17 protein-coding genes are annotated in these 20,569 nt (G+C 44.0%); 5 read left to right on the top strand and 12 right to left on the bottom strand.

From position 1 onward, the window contains the following. Window positions 1-26: 26 nt before the first annotated feature. Window positions 27-1,592, bottom strand: a complete 1,566-nt coding sequence (locus NH462_RS13060; RefSeq protein WP_253105946.1) for an NAD(P)-binding domain-containing protein — start codon at window positions 1,590-1,592, stop codon at window positions 27-29. Between the two features lie 237 nt (window positions 1,593-1,829). Between NH462_RS13060 and NH462_RS13055 the strand changes: the two genes are divergently transcribed. After that, complete coding sequence (locus NH462_RS13055; RefSeq protein ID WP_253105944.1) at window positions 1,830-2,348, top strand: hypothetical protein; 519 nt, start codon at window positions 1,830-1,832, stop codon at window positions 2,346-2,348. Window positions 2,349-2,397: 49 nt separating this feature from the next. Here the strand turns inward: NH462_RS13055 and NH462_RS13050 are convergent, their stop codons facing one another. The 6 genes from NH462_RS13050 to NH462_RS13025 form a co-directional block, all read right to left on the bottom strand. Continuing rightward, entirely contained in the window at window positions 2,398-2,571 is a 174-nt protein-coding gene (locus tag NH462_RS13050) for a hypothetical protein (RefSeq protein ID WP_017218574.1), read from the bottom strand. 235 nt (window positions 2,572-2,806) lie between these two features. Beyond that, window positions 2,807-5,353: a family 20 glycosylhydrolase gene (locus NH462_RS13045; protein WP_253105942.1), complete on the bottom strand. Its 2,547-nt coding sequence runs from the start codon at window positions 5,351-5,353 to the stop codon at window positions 2,807-2,809. Continuing rightward, window positions 5,343-6,218, bottom strand: a complete 876-nt coding sequence (locus tag NH462_RS13040; protein WP_253105939.1) for an ROK family protein — start codon at window positions 6,216-6,218, stop codon at window positions 5,343-5,345. Before NH462_RS13040 ends, NH462_RS13045 begins: the two co-directional genes overlap by 11 nt. A gap of 6 nt (window positions 6,219-6,224) precedes the next feature. Continuing rightward, on the bottom strand, window positions 6,225-7,490 hold the full coding sequence (locus NH462_RS13035; RefSeq protein ID WP_253105937.1) for an MFS transporter: 1,266 nt from the start codon (window positions 7,488-7,490) through the stop codon (window positions 6,225-6,227). Window positions 7,491-7,596: 106 nt separating this feature from the next. Next, entirely contained in the window at window positions 7,597-9,102 is a 1,506-nt protein-coding gene (locus tag NH462_RS13030; RefSeq protein ID WP_017218578.1) for a tryptophan halogenase family protein, read from the bottom strand. Between the two features lie 40 nt (window positions 9,103-9,142). After that, the gene (locus tag NH462_RS13025) at window positions 9,143-11,797 is read right to left on the bottom strand and encodes a TonB-dependent receptor (RefSeq protein WP_253105935.1); all 2,655 of its coding nucleotides are present in this window, start codon (window positions 11,795-11,797) and stop codon (window positions 9,143-9,145) included. Between the two features lie 284 nt (window positions 11,798-12,081). Here NH462_RS13025 and NH462_RS13020 point away from each other — a divergent pair, with 284 nt between their 5' ends. The 3 genes from NH462_RS13020 (at window position 12,082) to thpR (ending at window position 14,390) form a co-directional block, all read left to right on the top strand. After that, window positions 12,082-12,948 (top strand): AraC family transcriptional regulator, encoded by an 867-nt coding sequence (locus NH462_RS13020; protein WP_010377630.1) that lies wholly within the window; start codon window positions 12,082-12,084, stop codon window positions 12,946-12,948. A gap of 171 nt (window positions 12,949-13,119) precedes the next feature. Continuing rightward, on the top strand, window positions 13,120-13,842 hold the full coding sequence (locus NH462_RS13015; RefSeq protein ID WP_010377632.1) for a helix-turn-helix domain-containing protein: 723 nt from the start codon (window positions 13,120-13,122) through the stop codon (window positions 13,840-13,842). 29 nt (window positions 13,843-13,871) lie between these two features. After that, window positions 13,872-14,390, top strand: a complete 519-nt coding sequence (gene thpR / locus NH462_RS13010) for an RNA 2',3'-cyclic phosphodiesterase (protein ID WP_253105933.1) — start codon at window positions 13,872-13,874, stop codon at window positions 14,388-14,390. Window positions 14,391-14,625: 235 nt separating this feature from the next. On the opposite strand, the gene NH462_RS13005 is transcribed toward thpR, so the two are convergent. From NH462_RS13005 to NH462_RS12985, 5 genes are all read right to left on the bottom strand, one after another. Further along, on the bottom strand, window positions 14,626-14,913 hold the full coding sequence (locus NH462_RS13005; RefSeq protein ID WP_253105931.1) for a hypothetical protein: 288 nt from the start codon (window positions 14,911-14,913) through the stop codon (window positions 14,626-14,628). Window positions 14,914-15,328: 415 nt separating this feature from the next. Next, complete coding sequence (locus NH462_RS13000) at window positions 15,329-15,985, bottom strand: hypothetical protein (RefSeq protein ID WP_253105929.1); 657 nt, start codon at window positions 15,983-15,985, stop codon at window positions 15,329-15,331. Further along, window positions 15,949-16,698, bottom strand: coding sequence for a hypothetical protein (locus tag NH462_RS12995; RefSeq protein ID WP_253105927.1), 750 nt, complete (start codon window positions 16,696-16,698; stop codon window positions 15,949-15,951). The genes NH462_RS13000 and NH462_RS12995 overlap by 37 nt, the downstream gene beginning before the upstream one ends. A gap of 23 nt (window positions 16,699-16,721) precedes the next feature. Next, window positions 16,722-18,008 carry a LysM peptidoglycan-binding domain-containing protein gene (locus NH462_RS12990; RefSeq protein ID WP_253105924.1) on the bottom strand — a complete coding sequence of 429 codons (1,287 nt, stop codon included), beginning with the start codon at window positions 18,006-18,008 and terminating at the stop codon, window positions 16,722-16,724. 230 nt (window positions 18,009-18,238) lie between these two features. Further along, window positions 18,239-19,102 (bottom strand): LytTR family DNA-binding domain-containing protein, encoded by an 864-nt coding sequence (locus tag NH462_RS12985; protein ID WP_253105922.1) that lies wholly within the window; start codon window positions 19,100-19,102, stop codon window positions 18,239-18,241. 167 nt (window positions 19,103-19,269) lie between these two features. On the opposite strand from NH462_RS12985, the gene NH462_RS12980 reads away from it, so the two are divergent. Beyond that, window positions 19,270-20,472, top strand: a complete 1,203-nt coding sequence (locus NH462_RS12980) for an acyltransferase (protein ID WP_253105920.1) — start codon at window positions 19,270-19,272, stop codon at window positions 20,470-20,472. Window positions 20,473-20,569 lie beyond the last annotated feature (97 nt).

Genomic DNA, 20,569 nt, shown 5'->3' with positions numbered 1-20,569 from the left:
GGTTGCCAACCTTTTTCATTTATGAGTTATGCTGACACTTTATTTTGCATTTTCTCACCAACAAGTTTTGGTAATACTCGCTCAATGAACTGTTGAAGTGGCTTAACGTGCGCTTCTACGTCAGTCCAGTCCGCTTCTAAGTCCTCAATAATATGATGAGTCTCTATTACTTCACCCTGATAGCAAAGTTCAATGATGGGGTGTAGGAATTTACTTAACTCCGCATCAGTCGCGTTGTCTTTATGCACTCGAACCTGATTGAACGGGTCGCCTTCAATTGGTGCACCAAAGTCTAATGCTATCTGCAAATGATAGTGATCACCTAGGTGAGCATGGAGGTACGGACTCGGCAAGTGCTTATAATACTGTGCCATACCGCTCTTTGATACCGTAACTGCATCCACCATGAAGCCGTGCTGTTGCCATAGCGCGCTTGTCTCATTGATACGGTTCAGGATTGCACTGCCGATAGCTTCTGGCGTACCTAAGTGTTGGTCGCATGCAAGCGTAGTATCATGATGCTTTTGTTTTAGCATCTCGACTAAGGCGCGGCTATTGTATCTAAAGCCGTGAATAAAGCCTGAGGTCGACTTTCGATATTTGGTGGATTGTGTCAGCGTGCCGGCAAAATAAAGGCCTTTTACATTGATGGATTCAAAGCTGCAATCTAGAGATGGGAAGCGGCCTTCAATCATGAGATCCGGTTTTGCACTATCGGCAAAAATACTGCTGTCCATGGCAAATCCAGTGCAACAAATGATCTCGTCATACTCTATGGTTTCTTGCTCACCATTAGCATGAGCATAATTAAAGTGCACGACAAAACGGTTGTCTTGTTTCTCAATACGCTTAATGTCGGCGTCTAAGATAGCGTTTTGCGACTTCAGTTGATAAGTATCTAGAATATTGTTGTTTACTGCACGTAGGTCGCCAACGTAGTGGGTCTTCCATGCCATATCTAAAGGATTTGGACTACAAACATGGATTAGGCTGGTGGCTGGGATAAGGTGATCAGCCGTTTCGAAAGCTGAGTTTCCTTTACCGATAACAAGTACGCGTTTGTTTTCAAATGGTGCCAAATCAATATTTAAGTCTGAGTATTGTGTAACTAGCTCTATTCCTTCGATCTTCGGAACATAAGGTTTAGGGACACCTGTGCTGACGATGACGCGGGCTGCTGTATATTGTTCATTATGAGTTGTGGTTACAACGAAGTGATCGGCAATCTTTTCGACGGACTTAACACGCTGGTTATAAGCAACATTTAGCTGATTTTGGTCAACATAATGGTTGAGGTATTTGACTAAGTTATCAGCACTTGGGAAAAAGTCGTGGTCAAAACTGGAAAAGTTAAGGCTGTAGTCATCGGTTAAGATGGAGTTCCAATCGTGTCTTAAGTTGAATTCAGGGTTTGTTGAGCCGGTAAATACTTTATTAATTGAAATTAGTTTCCGGTGAATTGGGAATGTTTCAAAAAAACATCCTGCGCGCTGACCTGACTCCAACATGAGGTAGGACAAGCCACTTTGTTTTAGGTGGTAAGCGGTTTGGACTCCTGCTGGGCCTGCGCCAATAATAAGATAATCAAGCATGTTCGTTGTTCCTTGTTGGTGTTGGTGCTGCAACAACTACTCTAGACAGGGTAACGTTCCCCGCTTTCCCTATTGCAGTTATGATATTAATTTGTTGTATAATTGTTGTTTTAAAATGTGTATTAATTGTGTATTTGCAATGTTTTTTTACCAATTAGGGAGCGACAGGTTTACCTTAAGTACGCAACCTACGCATGAGGATTTATACTGAGTGAGACACAATCAACGGAAATAAAAATGATGAAAAAGTTCGGACTTGCCATATTGGTAGTATTCAGTACGCTATCTTGGGCTAATGAAAAATTAAGTGAAGAACTCTCGGTGTTTACACCTTATCTTGGTACTTGGCAATCGGACTTTGACGTGCCTTCAGATAAACCAAAGATGCAGGATGTAAGTCACTGGGAACGAGCTTTAAATGGCACAGCCATTCGTACCTTACATTCAATCAACGATGGCATGTACGGCGGCGAGTCATTAATTTTCTGGGATAAAAGTAAAAACAGCCTAGTGTTTTACTATTTTACGACGGCAGGGTTTTACACCCAAGGAACGATGGAAGTCCTTAGCCAGACCGAGTTTGTGGCTTACGAAGATGTCATTAATAATAAAGATGGCATTACAAAGGTGAAATCAACCAGTAAATTTGAGAGTGGTCAATTTACGGTGTCGACACAATATATGAAAAACGGCGAGTGGACTCAACCTGAGTCGCGTGTTTACACGAAAAGTGAGAAAGAGGTTAGATTTAAGTAAGCCTTAAAGTGCCTCCTTGGAGGCACCGAACTGTGTTATTTGCTCTCGATTAGTAAATATCAGGGCAAGTATGGCGACCACACGTATTGGCAACACAATGCGTTAGCCTGTCTTGGCTGAAACGAAGCGCACCGCCTGCAACCTGTGGAGTCATTACGGCAGGTACAGTTTGCTTGTCAGCTGATAGGGCTTTGATTTTCTTCTTGTTTAACGATAATTTCATTTCAGTATTCCTTCTAAATTATAGGCTCTGATTGAGCTCATTATGTCGTAGTTATGTCATCTGATTTATTCTTAAATGAACAAAAAAGCAACATAACAACCAAGCTAAAACATATTGCTTACTTTTTCAACATTTTGCTATTAGTTACATTTTTTCAACGTTCTTTTGCGTCTGATAATGGTGATAGAGATGCTAAGCACTAAGTGGGCTTAGCATCACATGTCGATCTTATTCGTTATTTTTTCTCTAAACTCAAAGCTCGTCCTTTGCGGCCGGAGTTTGGCTGCGCTGCTCTAAGCGCCTGTACTTGATTAAGTGAGGTATTGAAGGGCACCCAGTTGCCGTTTTCAAGCTGTGCTTCGATAACAAAACCCGGGATGGCAGTAAAAGCGTCGAGTTTTGCTCCAGATAGCTGTTTTGCGGCGACGACAGGGATGCGAAACTCAATTCCGGCTTGTGCTAATTTAGGCAGCTCTTGAAGGCCCAAAATAGCCACGAATCGTTGCCAATCAGCCTCACGTTGCGCCTGTAGCTTAGCCGTAAAATATCCGCTAGACTGGCTGTATATACGACCTGCTTGGTACGGTAATTCCCACTCGGCATGGTGCCATGCTCGCTCTGCAAGGGCCAATAGCCGTGGATAAAGCATGTATTCGGCTTGTGCATCACTGCGCAGCATTTCACTCCATAAGTGCCCTTGTAGCCCGGCAAACTTAACCCCTTTGTTTAGTGATGAGTCGCTGTCGTTAGCTATGTAGGCGTGGTGATTGGTATTTTTCCAGATCTCTGCATGCGCAGGGAGGTTGTCTGGCATAAATTCAAACATCTTTTTGCTTTCGATAGCGCGACTTGCCCAGTGATTACCACGCTCTTCTGGGTGAGATTGATATGGAAAGTCAAAGTAGGTTACATCAGGGCTAGACAAGACAACCTGCCAGCCCTGATTGGCGAAGCGATGCGCGACCGCGTGCCCGTTTTCGCTTAATGTCGCCCAAGCATTGCTCTGTACGTTTGCTGGCATATTTGCAGCACGTACATCACCTAAACCGTCGCTCCACCCTGCAACCTGTATTCCTTTTTTATCAAGTAACTTTGCGATCCGCTCAATGAAGTAACCGTTAAAGTTGGTAAAATCTTTCACGCTTGCCTGCAATTTTTTACAAGCCGGCGACTCTAGCCAAGCACCTGCGGTTTCATCTGCACCTATATGGTAAGTGTTGAGTGGTACACCTGCACGGTCATGCAGCACTTTTACTTCGCTTAATACTTTGTCGATAAAGGTGTAAGTGTTTGCAATACAGACATTTAGCGTGTTGTCGTTGTAATGTTGAATGGAGCTATAACGCGTCTTGTCAGCAGCTTCTACTAACCGGTACTGCTGTGCATCCTCTGGTTTGCCTTGTGCCGTCAGCTTTTTATATCGCGCCTCCATGGCGATGATTGCAGCACGTGAGTGACCAGGCATATCTAATGAGGGTAACACCTCGATATGATGCGCCTTGGCATAGCGCAGGATCTCAATATAATCCTCTGCAGAGTAAAAGCCATTCACTTGCGCGTTTTTATCATTCCCTGCGCCTAATTGCGGCAATAGGCAGCGAGTTTCGGTCAAATCAAAGCAGCGATAAGCGCCGATAGAGGTGAGTTCATCAAGACCGTCGATGGCTAAGCGCCAGCCTTCATCATCCGCTAAATGAAGGTGCAGTTTATTTAGCTTGTACGCTGCCATCTGTTCAATGGTTTGTAAAATAAAGGCTTTGGAGCGGAAGTTGCGGGCAACATCGACGTGTAAACCACGAAAGTCATACCTTGGTGTATCAATAATATCCACCATGGGAATACTCAAATCATTGATATCCAATAGTCCTGCAAGGCTTTGTAGCGCATAAAATGCAGCGGCGCTGTTATTGGCTTGGATTGAGATGTTATTTTTGCCGACCGTCAGTTGATAATGTGGACTTGATTGTTTATTTGGCTTTACAGCGACATTAACTACAAGTCCGTCCTTGGTGCTTTTTACCCCGAGGGTATTGAGTCGCTGTTGTGCCATGGCGATAGCATCAGCTGAAATACCTGAAAGTTGCAGATTAATTCCGACTGCTAGATTGAGTCGTTTATCGGACAGCACTGTCAGTTGTTTAGGTTTTGGTATCAGCCCAATTGCAGCATCAAGTGTTGGCTGCACTTGATGTTGATATAAGTATTCGCTGCCCATCCACGGGGTGTCATCTTTACTGCTGGTTTGCAGCTGGTTGAGCGTATCAAATGGCGTCAGATAAGGTTGTAGCTCAAGTCCTGTGTCGTTATCGCGCTGGGTTTGCGTGCTTTTGATCACTTGTGGGGTGAGCTTAAGCTGCGCGTCCGTTACAACATAATTTGGCATAAACTCCGAGCGTGTAACCTGAGAGTCCTTGGTATAAAAGCGCACGGTAGTGGGAGTACTTGAAAACCCACTAAACCCTGCTGCAGGCGTGATTTTGTGAATATCACCATTGATATGGGTGATGGCAAAGTTATCGCCCTCAACATGGTAAATCGGCATCAGTTGGCTAAAAAAGATAGCAAAGTCATTATTTGCCTTGGTATTTTCTGTAGCTACGCTAAAGCTCAGCTCTGAGTAATAACACTTTTGTTGTGCCTTGGGGCAGGTGCTCGGCTTGCTATCAAGCAAGGTGTACTTTACATCAAGATTTTGGCCTAACCAGTTTACTGCGGTTTGGTCGAGCGCATAAAGGGGTGACGACACCCCAAAAAGTAGGGCCATAAGCCGATTAAACTTCATTGGCTAGTTCCTTGTTATCATGGTTAATTTTATTGTGTTGAAACAATCCGTATGCCCCTACAAGTGGCGCGTGATTTAAGGTGCTTGGAATGACACGAACGGATTGATATAAAGCATTGCCAAGCAACTGCTGCATCTTGGCTTCAAGTGCGGCGTTAAAATAGTCATATGAATGCGTCACGGAGCCGCCTAGTACAATGACATCTGGGTTCAGCACCATGACTACTTGCGCGAGTGCATGACCAACGTGACCGCCAAAAGTCTCAAATTGTTGTAGTGCAAATGGGTCGCCACTGCGTGCTTGTTCGGCCAACCACCTCCCTTCAATTCCTTGTCGCCCAAAGAATTGTCCTGAAGCATAATCTTCAATAATTCCATCAAGATAGCTTAAGTTGCCTAGCTCTCCTGCAGCACTATGGTTACCCGTATATAAATTACCGTTAAACACAAAACCGGCACCAATGCCTGTGCCAAGGCATACGCCAATTAGGTTGTTGGCATAGTGGCCACCATATAAGTATTCACCAAATGCAAAGCAGTTTGCGTCATTATGGACAACAACGGGCAAAGAAAAGTGCTGTTCTAACAATCCCTTCAGAGGCACATTTTGCCAATGAGGAATATTTTGTGTTGTCAGCACGGTGCCGCTGCACACATCCAGTGTGCTTGGTACGCCAATCGCAATACCAGTTGTTTCGGTCGTTAGGTTTTCTTCAATTAAACGGATAACAAAGGCATTAACTTGGTCTAAGTTGGCCTGACTAGGCACCGCATATTGGCGTACCTGCTCGACCTGAGTGTGCGTAACCGAAGCCGCAAGCGCTTTGGTGCCTCCCAAGTCAATACATAACAAAGAGTGATTCATCGTAATTTAACTATTTTCATTTAGAGGTTGAGACAGCGTCTTTTGACTATTGCCAAAAGTTTTATTTTTAATCAAAGGGTTAGCCCATACGCCAACACTCAGAATATAGCTAAGTGGCAGTAGTAACAGCAGGGCAGCAAGTTGTAAGTTGTTACTCAATTCAGCCGCAAAACCTATGATGGGAGACATAAAAGCACCGCCAATGATCCCAGTACATAAAATCCCTGTGATTGCGCCATGGCCGGTTTTGAATGAATTTAATGCCAGAGCAAAGATGACCGACCACATAATGGAGAGGAAGAATCCCACCATTGGAAAAGCAATAAGCGCTACGGTAGTGCTACCGAATAATGCACTTAGCAGTGCGATAGCGGCGCCAGAGCTGAATAAAATCAAAAGCTTTTGTGCATCAATAAGTTTAAGTAGTGCCAGTCCAAGTAAACAGCCTAAGGTTAGGCATAACCAGAATTCGCTCACCACTTTTGCGCCTTCGGTGGCTGGGTCTAGGCCATGATATTGCTGCAAAAACACGGAAATAAGGTTCGCGACACCTTGTTCTAGCGCAACATAAGCGGCGATGGCGGCAAAAAATTTCAATACGGTTTTATCTTTAAAAAAACCGATACTTTGTGACCAGCTCAGCTGCTGCTTTTTCTGCTCGGGTACCGCGCTAAATGGCGTAAATTGCGAGAGCAATAGCATCACGACGCTTAGGATAGCGAATACCGCATAGATACTTAGCCAGGTTTTATCTGCTGGGATAACACCAGAAAGTGCCCCGCCAAATCCCTCTGCGGTGGTGACTTGAGACTGTAGTTTGCTATACACCAGAGGCGCGAGTGTTGCGGCAGCACCAAACATCAACTGCGCAAACACCGAAAGCACGGCAAAGTGTTCTGAACCACCGCTAGCGCGTAATAGTGGATTGATAGCCACTTGCAGTAGTGCCATGGCACAGCCGAGCATAAACAACGCAACCATGGCAATGGCAAACGTTGGCATTAGCACAAAGGTCGTTGCGCCAATTGCAGCAAGGGTAAATGCGAGCTGCATAACGGTTTTTTCTCCAAAATGCTGAACTAGCAGTCCCGCCGGAATAGACATCACACCATACGCGATAAAAAAGGCGAACGGGAAAAACCCCGCGAGCGTTAGGCCTATGCTGTAACTTTCTATTAGTGCTGGAAAAATCGCGCCTAAAATATTGGTGATAAAGGACACCGTAAAAAAGGTTGCCAATACTAAGGCAATCACTAGGTAGCTTTTTCTCATGTTGTATTTCCACCTTCATTAGAGAGCAGGTGATGGCGTGGCGATCTCGCTTGTGGGCAGACAAACAAAAAGATCAAGGGGAATCTCACCACCACCCGCAATTGGGTTATGCGCGGAATGCTTGTGCTCGCTGTATTTGTTCCAGTGCAGTTGTATGGGCAGTAAAATGCTCATCACTAAGCTTCGTTAGATAGGCCTTGGCCGCCTGTTCGATATGCTGTGGTGCTTGATCAAAGGGCATTTGGCAGGTGCTATCGCGATGATCCATGCCGCCAAGTAAGCAATACCAACTGGGACGAATATAGGGAGAGTACATCCTGTGTTGGTTGAGCCAAGCATCAAAATCACCACCGCTACGCCAGTGTGTGAGCAGCTCATCGAGCTCGCTTAAGCTCAGTGCCGCGACTTTTGCATCATGCCAATACTGCGTATCTGCGCGCTTGCTGGTGGCGTAATGTGCCAGAACATACTCTTTAATACCGAGCACCAGATCTGACAGTTGTTGATTGATGGCTTGTACCTCGAGCTGTTGTGAAAGCAGCCTATTCAATAACTCAATGCTATAACCTGTGACCATCAGCGCGGTGGCTTCGAGTGGTTCAATAAAGCTCTGCGCGAGACCAATAGCAAACACATTGCCTTCAACACTACGTGTCATCATGCCCACTTTCATGGTGAGGTGTTTGGCTTGCCCTTTATCGAGTTGCGCGGCTTGACGCAGCTGAGCCTCAGCCTCTTCGGTGGTGGTATGTGCGCTGCTGTACACGTAACCATGTCCGGTTCTGCCTTGTAGCGGGATCTGCCAGCGCCAGCCGCACGGCATCGCGATAGCTGAAGTGCTTGAAGGTAGCGGGTTTATTTTATCGCCGGCAATCGCGACAGCTGAATCATTGAGTAACTGATCTGCAAAGGAAATAAAGGGCACTTCGAGTGTTTTCTCTATCAGCAGGGCGTTAAACCCTGAGGCGTCGACGTAAAAGTCGCTTTTCACCTGTGCACCCGACTCAAGTGTCAGTGCAATAATTTCTTTGGCGTGATGCTGTACGCTACTCACCGTACTTTGAATATGCATTACGCCTCGCGCTAGGCTAAATGCCCTTAACCAATCTGCAAGCTTTTGCGCATCAAAATGATAGCCGTACTCAAGCGCCCTTGGTAATGGACGCTGTGGCAGTGGTGCTTGTTGCTTGTCGGCAAGTACTGCGGCTAAAAAGTAATGTTCGGGCTTATCTATATATTCGCTACCACGACGTCTGGCGTTGGCGTTGACAAAGTAGACTTCCGCTGTTTTTGCATCCATTTCAGAGAAGAAGGGATGGAAATAGCTGCCATTGTCGCCATTCCAGTTATCAAAATAGATCCCGGTTTTATAGCTTGCTTGGCATGCGGGCATCCAATCGCGTTCTTTCACACCAAGACTTTGCATAAAAAGCTGCAAATGTGGCGTTGAGCCTTCGCCAACGCCAATTCTGCCAATACTCGATGACTCAATCACCGTAATTGATAAATTGGGTTGATGCTTTGCAAGGTAGGCTGCGCACATCCAACCGGCTGTACCGCCACCAAGGATGGTGAGTGACTGTATTGTTTTCATAGGCAAATGAGTTTTCATAGGCAAATGACCCCAGCCGTAAGCGACTGGGGCTCCGAGGTTAGAACTTATAGCTGACGCCAAGGTAATAACGCGTACCAAATTCAATGGTGTTCTGCGTTAAGTTGTAGTTGGTGTCGTAAGATTGAATAACCTCATTGGTCAGGTTTACACCCTCTAAGCTGACATCCAGATTTTCCATTGCATGCCACACCAAAGATGCATCCCATTGTTGGTAGCTATCGTTGCGCACCGCTTGTGCTGCACCGACACCAATCCATTCACTACGCCAGTTATAAGCGATACGTGCACTGAACTGCTCGTTTTCGAAAAATAGCGAGCCGTTGAATGAGTTTTCAGATACTCCCGGCACCATTTCTTTTGCATTATCTGGTGTGGTGGTTTCACTATCCACGTAGGTGTAGTTAGTAATAATGCCAAAGCCATTATCAAAGCTATGTTGAAGCTGCAGTTCTATCCCTGTTACGTCACCGTCTCCGTTACTACGTGGGCGTGTGACTCGGCATTGATCATACTTAGAAGGATCGGTACCGCATCCGTCTACATATTCAATCGCTTCGGTAGAAAAGACAACGTTGTCAATTTTCTTCACAAAAACGGCTGCTGAGAGCAAGGAAGCTTCGGTAAAGTAATATTCGATGCCAATATCTGCTTGATCTGCTTCGTATGGTTTAAGGTTCGGGTTACCACCGGTGGCAGAGCCAAAGTTGGCATCAATCGCTAGACCTGGTTTTAAGTCGTTGTAATTAACTCGAGACATAACGCTAGATGCGGCTGCTCGGATGATAATATCGTCGCTGTAGTCATAAGCGAAGTTGATGCTCGGTAGCCAGTTGTCGTAGTCAACCGTTTCATCGAAGACCGTGTTATCAACATAGCCGCTGGACTGTTGTTCTGTATCCACATAGCGTAAGCCGATATTACCGCGGAAGTTTTCACCGCTGAATTCACTTTGCACATAGATAGCGAGCATATCTTCTTCGACATTGTAGGTTTTACCAAAATCTTGCTGCTCGATTAATTCACCCGCCTCATACTTGCCAGTGATAAAATCCCACCACTTATCTTCATCGAGCTTGGCGTATGAATTAAGAATATGCCCGCCCGTTTGCGAATGAAGATTGGTAAAAATACCATCACTCCAGTTAGCTAAGCTATTACCATCAGGGACAAAACCAACAACATCCGCTGGATTTCTTTGTATTGCGATACGTGCAAATTCGTTTTTATTAACCTTCACACCCGCTTTGATGTTCTTGAAGTAATCATGCTCTAGCATCCACTTGATATCGGCTTGTGCATAACTCACTTCATGCTCTTGGACCGTAGTTTGGAAGTTTGATTCCTGAGCAAATTTGAGCTGTGAGGCATCGGTTGGGTCTAGTGAATCAAACCAAATTTGATAAGGACCTGTGGCATCGTAAGTAAAGCCGCCATCAGTACTATTTTGACCATTAGGGAAGGCAGGATCGCCAATTTTTCCACCCTCATCCGTTGCCGGGATCCACCAACTTGAGGAACCAAACTGTGTACCACCATCAGATGTTGAGCGACCAATAACACCGCTTACCTCGAAAGTATCACCGACGTATTTACCACTGAAGTTTAAGGCATCGACTTTCATGTTTACGGCGTTACGAACAGTGGGGTTGTATATAATGTTCGCGTAAGCTGGCAAAATACGCGCACGCTGTGTACCGCCTGCAGCGTTGTTTTGTACATCAACAGCACCTGCACCACGGGCACTTACGGTAAGAAAGTTATGGTTTACATGTGGATTGTCAAACTCAAAGCGAAAGTAGTCTACCGCAAATTCGGTGTTATCGCTTGGTGCAAATTGCGCGGTAAGTTGCGCGCTGGTGCGCTCGCGCTCAGCTCTGAATGCTTGCGAGCCGATAGCCCAAGCGCCCACTGTAGATGCTTGTCCCGTGTCTTGATCCGCCGCAAAATATTCATAGTAGCCACCAATGGACTCAATAACGTGACGGCCTGAAGTCAGGTTCTCAATAGAGTATGCTGCGAGCACACCAAATTTTTCATCGTCACTTTTCCAGCTACCTAAAAATGAGCCACTTATATCATTTTCATCATACAAGGTAGATCGGCCCATTTCTGCTGACACCATGTAAGTGTGTGCATCTAAGTCCAGAGGTTTACGCGTGACAAGATTCACTGTACCACCCAGCGCACCTTCTTCAAGGTTTGCTTCAGGCGTTTTGTAGACGTTAACTGCCGATACTTGCTCTGCTGATAACAGCTCCATGTTAAAAGTACGCGTCGATGGACCCAAATCATACCAATCGGTACTGGCGACCGATTGGCCATTTAATAAAATACGCGATTGCTCGGGCGCGGTACCACGGATAGTAACACCACTTACTTCACCATATTGGCGGTCGACTGTAACCCCAGAAATACGCTGTAGCGCATCACCAATGTTTTTGTCGGGAAACTTACCAATATCTTCCGAGGTGATAGCATCAACAATACCATCTGCAAAGCGCTTGGTGTTCATTGATGCTTCAAGCGAGCGGCGAATGCCTCTTACTTCAATTACTTCGACATTTTCTTTTGCGCTTTGTTCTTCGGCTAATGCTGATGGTGCAGCGGTGAGTAAAAGGGGGGATAAGGTACTTGCTGTCACGATGGCGGCAAGTTTATTCAATTTAAATTGCTTCAACTTAGTTGTTTTCATTGTTCTGCCCATTGTTCCTATTTGTTGTTGGCAGAAGCTAGGGTATCGCCTTGAGTGTTTTTTAAGCGGTATATTTCTATCTACTAATGATACTTTTCACGCTTAAATGAGCGTAATTTGACAAAAATACTTCACTGCACTTCAGGCTGTCGCTATATTTCGATAGATTAATATTGTTTAGTGATTGAATTTGCATGGTGTGCAACTAAGTGTAATGAGTAGTTGTTTTAAAGTTTATAACATGCCGATTTTAAATAAGTTTATTAATGTAAAAGGAAATTGCTATGCGAGCGATGTACGAGAAAGTACTACCATCTCCTGGATGTTCATGGCGTTATTGCCTGTATCAATTACCCGAAATTCCCTTTAATTGGCACTATCATCCGGAATATGAGATCTGTTTGACGCTCAACAGTGTCGGTGTATGTCATGTGGGTGACCATATTGCCCCTTACGAAGACTTAGATTTGGTGATCCTAGGCCCTGACTTACCACATACTTGGCAGTCAAAACCGAATCCGGATCACTCCGCTCACGTTGTCCATGTTGCACAAATACCCGCACACTGGTTGGAATCTTTAGTGGCTCAGCATCCTGAATTACATGGCTTATCTGAATTGTTAAATGCAGCGCGCCGTGGCGTCAAATTTCCTGTGGAAGTCGCAAGGCAAGCGAAAAAGTGGTTTGAGCAAATCGCGGATGCCGAGCCGTTAATGCGCTTTGTGCTTTTGCTTGAAATGTTAACGCGGATGACGACATCGAATTATCAACATTTAGCCAGTAGCGGCTTTCGCTTTGACGCCCGCCATGACCCCGCGAAAGACAAGTTCGACCGAGTTATTGCCTATATCTATGATAATTACACCGACAAATTAAGCGCCGATGAGCTTGCACAGCAAGTGCACATGAGCACCAATCACTTTCATCGTTTCTTTAAAAAGCGCACGGAGCGAACTGTGACGGAGTTTATCAATCAACTGCGTATTGCCAAGGCCTGTAAACTATTAATTAGCTCAGCCTCTCCTATTAGTGTGATATCGGATCAATGTGGTTTTAATAATATTTCTAATTTTAATCGTCGTTTTCAAGCGTTGAAGGCGTGTACGCCCAGTGAGTTTCGTGCACGGCTGCACCAAAAGGCATTGTATTGATCTGGACGTGGGCCTGTTTATTGTGCGTTTTAATCAAAACTTCAATTCAAACCGTGAATATTTCGTAATGCTATGATATTCATGCTTATTCCTAAATATTCAACTTGGTATTTATCAAGGAATTGCCAAGAATGTGCCGGGTCGCAACAACAATAAACGAGGATGACCGTGATGACACTAGGACACTTTATTAAACAGATCCGTACACAGAAAGGCTTAAGCCAACCCCAGCTAGCTGAGCAAATGTGTGTTGAGCAAAGCTATTTATCTAAACTAGAAAACGACAAATCCGTGCCTTCTAACGAGGTATTTAGAAAGTTGCTAACGGCGCTCAATTTATCTTTAGATGAGTGTATGCAAACCCTTTCAACACTAGGGAAGCGTGAAGAATTAAGCCAAATTCCAGATATAGAGTATTGGTATAAGCAACATCAACAATCAAAACAAAAGCAATATAAGCAACTTGCGATATTCGCTATTTTGCTAGTGTCTCTCGGTGTCGGGTTATTTTGGAGTGGCTACAAACAGATATTTTTTAGTGAAAGACTGTTTGAATATGAATCTCAGGGTGTATTGCAAGCCGGTGAGCCCGTGGAGCTATATAGAAAGTGGCGCTTTCTCCTTGTTCCTCATAGTAAGAATAGTGATCTTGAATTTGTGGAGCAAGTTGAGCTTGCCATGGCGAAACGTTTAGACAAAAAAACGGAGCTTTTCTCAGATTACAGAGGAGGCGCTTACACCGAATCGGTAACTGATGGCAGAAGACATTATCGTTTTCAAGGGTCTAGATTTGTTGAGCGTGTAGAAAACGCCTGGTTGCAATTTGTTGGCTTATTGTGCCTCTCTGCTGGGGTTATGCTAACTTTAGTAGGCAAGCGGTTAGTTAAGCCTTAGTTTATTAAACCTTAAGGTAAAGGTGTAAGATGCAAAAACGATTATTTTTTGGTATTGGCATGGATGACGACGCTCGAGCGCATATCGGCCAGTGGCTGGTAGATAGTGTGAGTGCGAGTAAAGCCAATACTCAGCCGAATAATTGGCATCTTACACTGGCGTTCCTTGCGATGGTAGAAGAGTCAAAAGTAGCCGAGCTTTGTGATTTTGCAAGTAGCTTATCGGTGCCTAAATTTACACTCACCTTTAGTGACTATGGCTACTGGCAGCACAATGGCATTTTTTACTTAAAGCCCGAACAAAAACCACAAGCTTTGCTTGATTTAGCCAATCCACTGCGTGCTTTTGGAGAAAAATGTGACCTTTATCACAACCCGCATCCGTTCTCACCACATATCACACTATTTAGAAATTGTAAGCCAGAGCCGAGTGTTACGAAGCCCATTACGCCTTTTTCACTCACAGTAAAGAAATTTCATCTCTATCATTCTCACCGCAATGAACGAGGCTTGATCTACGACCCTATTGAGTCCTTTTTTCTGGGCTGAAACGTCTATTTTGAATGCTTTTTCCAAATAGAATAGAGTGTACTGCTAAGTAAACAGCTAAATAGCAAGACAAAGATATAATTTGGCACGCCGTTATAAAGATATAACGAGAGGTTAGTTGCTAATAATAGTAATAATGCAATGTACTTCATTCAGTTTAGTTCCTAGATTCTTCAAAGCTCTATTGAGAGCTAATGTTTGATACATCCCCTGTTATACCCGTTTGTAGCAGGCCTTAGTTTTTCTTAGAGTAAAAAGGTTCGAGTAGATAACAGGCTAATCCATAGGCGCAGCCGAATCCGATAGCAACAATTGGTAGCATTTGTATTTCACTAGCACCAAGCCAACTGCCAAAAATAAACACCAATGACACAACAGAAACTAGGCATATTGTTATCTTTGCGAGCACAACTAAAATATGCTGCTTCAAAGGTAAGTCGCACTTTTCCTTCCATCTCTCTTGCAGTACTACGTAAATAAAAACGAAAAACACAGGTAACAGAGACTCAATAAACTCAAACATGATTTCGTGTCCTACTAAGTAGGTCAGATCCAGAACACGGAGCTGACCGATAGGTTAAGCGTATTTATTGTAAAGCTTCTTCGCTAATCCACCCAAAGATGCGCCAACTAGAAAGGCAGCAACAAATCCAGCGCTATTAACTTGGGCTGTTACCAGACTATATCAGTAGCGACTAGAGCATCATGACAGAGAGGTCTTGCTGGAAATACAAGAGGTGTAGTTATGACTGCCATCCGTATTCGCCAGAGATTCACTCAATAAATCAACATGTCCTTGATGCGACTTAGTCAAATTACCATAAAAACTCACAAGTTCAAAAACCAAGAAAATAAAATTTATTCATTAATATTAGTGCATTATGTTTATATATTATAGGGGAATAACAACTCAGTTTGCTAATCGTTATAATTGTTTGTTAGCTATGTAGCCAGCGCTTTAGCTTTTTAACCAAAGTTTCAAACCAAGTGAGTTGATAACGCTGGTATTTAGCGCACTTGAGGAATAGCTTTTTGGTGGCCTCGTTTCGTGCCGGACTAATATGTAGGCGACTGCACTCTTTACTTGCGCTGTGCCAATCTTGTGCGCTGACGGCTTTAATCAAATTAGGAAAGGCCAAAAATAGCTTACTGGTACCAAGGTTGTAAGCCATATCCAATAGCGCAATCTTAGCGGGCGTCGGTAATAGCTGATAAGGAATGCTGCCAGTTTCTTGCTTGGCAAGAAAATGGATTAGGTGCTGCTCAAATTCTTTAATCTGGTCTATGAGGTACTTTTTAGAGGCCTTGGGCGACAACGTTAGCTCGGTATATTGCGCATACCAAGAAGCCTTGTAGCCGCTGGGTTTGCCCTTAATATTACGGTATTCATCGCGCTTTTGTTGCAAGGTGGCAGAGCGTTTGGAGCGCCTATCTCGCATCGGTAATTGGCAGAACTGCTCAACATTTTGCATATGGAAGCCAACACCAATCGTCGGATTGGCATTCACATCTAGGTACAAATGTAGCACCTCACCTTCAAACTGCATGAGGTGAGTGATTACTCGCTGATAGAATTTATCTGTGTTGTTGAACAACTAGGTACCTCAGTGATCACTGCTTTTTCATTGGTGGTATAGCACTGTTTTAGTATAGAACAGTAGCAGGCCTCTGCCTTAAAAACCGATTTGTGGGCATCAATTTTATCCCATAATCCACGATTAAAATTGCTTTTTGGCATGGTAAAAATGTTGAAAGTGTCGCCATCTGCCAGCAAAATCTTTTGTGGCGCACTGGAAACATACCAGCCAAACTTTTTTAGATAATTGATATTTGACTCTTCGTTTTGAGCATCGCTAAGCGCTGCTTGATAGGCATTGAGGTTGCAGCATGCATCCATAAGTTCGGTAACATCAAAGTAATTTTCGCCATCAAGCTCGTACTTAATGTAGTGGATTATGGCAGGGCCAGTCCCCGAATTGCGAATATCGACTCTAATCGTTGCTTGAGTCGACTCTAAATCAAAATTGCTATAGCTGAATTGAAGCCATGGCCAAGTTTCAGTTTTTAGCTGCTTTTCGGCTGCGGAAACCTGCTCTTGAGCAGCTTTTGCCTGCAGATAAGTGGCGTAAAACGATGCCGCTGAAATAAACATCGCACACAAAGCCAAAATGGTGTTCATTTTGGAGCGAGAAAGTTTAAAGGAGCCCCTTGAGTGTCTCGAGCTGTGTGGCTGTGGCCGAGCAGGCTTTGCTGCCTGCGTTTCGGCTACATTTTCAGAGGGTAAGTTATTATTGTTATGTTCTGACATATTTATCCAACTGACACTACGCCCTAAGGCGACAGAAATACCAGTAACGTATCGCCAATTTTCAGTCTATCTGTCGATAGCTGGTTCCATTGCTTTAGCTTAGCGACACTGACATTAAATTGCTTAGCTATGCGCCATAAACTATCGCCGTGTTTGATCTGATAGTCCAGTTGTTTGTCAGCCAAAATGGGCAAAATTAGCTTTTTTCCTGCACGAATTCGGTCACTCTTTAATTGATTAAAGGCTTTTAATTCGGCGACGGTTAGCGAATAGCGCTTTGCAATAGTGCTAAGAGAGTCTCCACGTCGGATAGTATAATGTTGCCATGTATCCGCGGGCATTTTGGGTAAGTGTGTGAGCATGGTTTGCCACTCTGACACGCGCGCTGTGGGAATGACAATATGCTCAGGGCCGCCGAGTAATGCTGGAAAACGTGCATAGCCTGGATTTAATACCTCGACTTCTTTCCAGCCTTTGAGATCAGATAAGATGGCTTGTTGTTCGAGTTTAATAACGCTGATTAGAGAGCGATTAGGGATTTTAGGAAACTTCATCAAGTCATGCTTTAGCAGCTGTGATGCCGCAAGTAGCTTTGGTACGTAGTGACTTGTTTGGCGCGGTAGCTTCAAATGGAAAAAGTCAGTTGGCTTACCTGCTTTTTTATTACGTTCAATGGCCGCAAGCACTCTACCTTCACCCGTGTTATAGGCGGCAATGGCATGATACCAATCACCATCAAAACGTTTGTGGAGGTATTGCAAAAAGTCCAATGCGACGCGGGTCGAGTCTACGATATCTTGGCGGCCGTCATACCAAGCGTTGATCTTGGCACCATAATGTTTTGCAATCAGCGGCGTTAGTTGCCACAAACCCGACGCATGCTTGTGAGAATAGGCTTGGGTATTAAAGTCACTTTCAATTAGCGGCATCAATGCCAGTTCTATTGGCATATCGCGCTTTTCGACTTCTTCTACTAAGTAATAAAGTAGCGGCGCTGCACGTTCACTGATGGTATCCATATAATTGGGATGCCTGAGGTACCAATCAATCCGTTGTTTTACACGCTTATCGTCGGAATCGGCAAAGCTGAGTTGATCTTTAATACGGAGCCATAAATCATCAGTTGCGAGCGGATCATATGGCGTTTTAACTACTGTTTTAGCTTCGTCTTTGACTGTATTTTTTGGCTTGTTTACACCAGCTTGCACGGAGTTATCAGGTGTTGGTTCATCCTGTTGAGGTTGCTGTATTTGGCTACAGCCATTTAGTAGCAGGATTGCTGTAAGTAATGGAGTGATGAGGTTTTTCATAGAGCCTTTTTTATTATCCTTTTATTATGCAGTCCAATGAGGCATCTGAACCGCATAAGATTGTATATAAATTCGGTGCAAATGCAAAAATAGACACCTTACCTGTTGCGGCTGTGTAGTGTAGGGTGATGAAATGGATACTAAATGAACTTTAGCGTTACAGCATTTAGCATTGATTAATGGAATTAATTCAATAACACTCGGTTACTTGATAATTGCATATTGCTCACTTACTCAAGGCGTAGTTGGTGCTTAAATTGTGTTTTATAGGTTCGCGAGAGTGTTAATACTTTCCCACTTTGCAATGCGATTTCGCTGTCACCACTGGCGAGCGGCGTAATACTTACCACTTTAGACACATTAATAGCAAAAGAGCGATGAATACGCACGAAGCCGACGGGGTCTAAGCGCTGACATAACGTAGCAAGCGTTGAACGCAGCGGATAAATGCGGCCATTTACGTGTAGATTGACGTAATTTCCAGACGACTGTAACCACTCAACCTCTTCAACTTTAACGATAAATTCTTTACCAAGCTTACGCACCAATAAGTGATGAATAGGTTTGTGGAGTGTTTCATCTTCATCGCTTTCTTGTTTTATCGGAGATGCTTCACCAAGCATATGGGAGACACTAAATTGATAAGCTTTTATGAGTGCAATAAAGAATACTAAGCTCCATGCATCTTTTTGATATTCATAGATAAGTTCAAACCAAGAAAGGTGAAAGTTGTAATCTAGTTGCAAACTAAAATAAATCGTTTCACGTAATAACACCATGATGCCAACATGGCCAAAACAAAATAACAGTGAGGCAATAAAAAAGCTAAAAGCGACATTAAAAGGTTTGTGCCACTGCCAAGGAAATGCGTTTAAATACCAAGATATGACAGGAATTAAGGCTAAACTGGCAGCAGCACTGGTATATTCCCATACGAAAGGTTCCCACAGCGCAAAATCGAGCTGCGCATCTCGTTTGGCATCCATGATCAGAGTAATGGCATTCAAGGTGTTATTAATCGTTAGAAAGAGGGCGAGTAATGCCATTGCCATCAAAGGGTGGAACTGCTGAATAAAGGTACGTGAAAGCATCATGGTTTGAGTTTTTCTTTTACTCTAGCAACTGGGTGCAAAGCGGTCACTTATTTTATCCCTCTATTCCACGGTTTATCCCTAGCTATTGTTATTTAAGCAAATTTCGTTTGTTTGTACGCTGTATTGGCGCACTGTAGGGGTAAGTTTACTTTCAAAAAGAAAATAACATGGATCATTTAAATCGGCGAGTAGAGCTAGACTGGCTGCGTGTTATTGCATTTACGATACTCATTTTTTATCACACCGCTATGTTATATGTACCTAACTGGGGTTTTCACTACAAAAGTGCTTATACTTCGGTTTGGCTGGAATATCTGATGTTACTGATCTCACCATGGCGCATGTTGCTTATCTGGTTTATCTCGGGAGTTGCGCTTAGATATATTTTTGATAAACAAGGTGCATGCACAGCCATGCTCTTTCGTACTCCTTTGCTATTGCTCCCGCTATTATTTGGTATATGGCTTGTTGTGCCCGTACAACTGTACGCAGAAATGCAGCAAAATGCTGGATTAACGCTTGGGTTTGTTGATTTTTACAAACAGTTTATTGATTTTAACAGCCCTTTATTCAGTCGGTATCAAAGCGGTATTTGGCCCCATGTTGATGTCAATCACTTGTGGTATTTGCGAGAATTATGGCGTTTTACTTTGTTCCTTGCTGTGTTGCATATCGTCTTTAATTCTAAGCATCAAGTAATGCTACGGCATTTTATCACTTTGTGCTGGTCAACTTATCTACTAAGCGTGTTGGCTTTTGCAAGCTTACTTTGGGCTCAGCTAGCATTGGACGGCGATAGCAAAAGAGAATTTCAGGGGTTTGTTTTTCTGCTCGCAGGTTATCTGCTTGCTAAGCATAATCGGTTTTGGGCTTGGCTTGCTCGGCAAGGTAAAGTGCTACTGTGGGTTTGTGCAGTCAACGCCATAATTATTTTGCTTTTATATCATTTTTACTGGTTGCAGCAAGATACGCGCACAACCTTCATTACTTGGAGTGGGAGTCTTGTGTTGGTGTTGCAGCGCGTGTGTGCGGTGTTGTTGATATTAGCATTAGCGGCGCGTTATCTTAACCGTCCTCATCCGCTGCTTACGAGGCTCAATAAAGTGGTGTTTCCTATCTATCTCTGGCACCAAAGCGTGATTATTGCCTTGGCGCTTTGGCTGAGCCGTTATCAACTTGGTGGTGTGTTTGAGAGCCTATTGGTGATCACAGGAACGCTGCTATTTTCTGGATTGTTGTTTTGGCTGGTGCCAAAGCTGGGTTCCCTTGGGCTGATGGTGGGGTATCGGGCAGCCTTGCTGACAAACAATAAAACTCTTTGGGGCGTGGGGTGTTTGTTATTGTTGCCGCTGATCCTCCGGATTATTTAACCAGTGTACTGCGCTGTTGTGCAATAAATGCTCTACTCTTATTGCTAGGGTCAGTATGCCTCCAATGGAGGATACTTCACGGATAGCATCGCCACGG

This window comes from Pseudoalteromonas sp. OANN1 (assembly GCF_024124685.1).
Taxonomy (GTDB): domain Bacteria; phylum Pseudomonadota; class Gammaproteobacteria; order Enterobacterales; family Alteromonadaceae; genus Pseudoalteromonas; species Pseudoalteromonas piscicida.
Note: the sequence above shows the minus strand (reverse complement) of the source record. Positions and strands in the feature narration are given on the sequence as shown.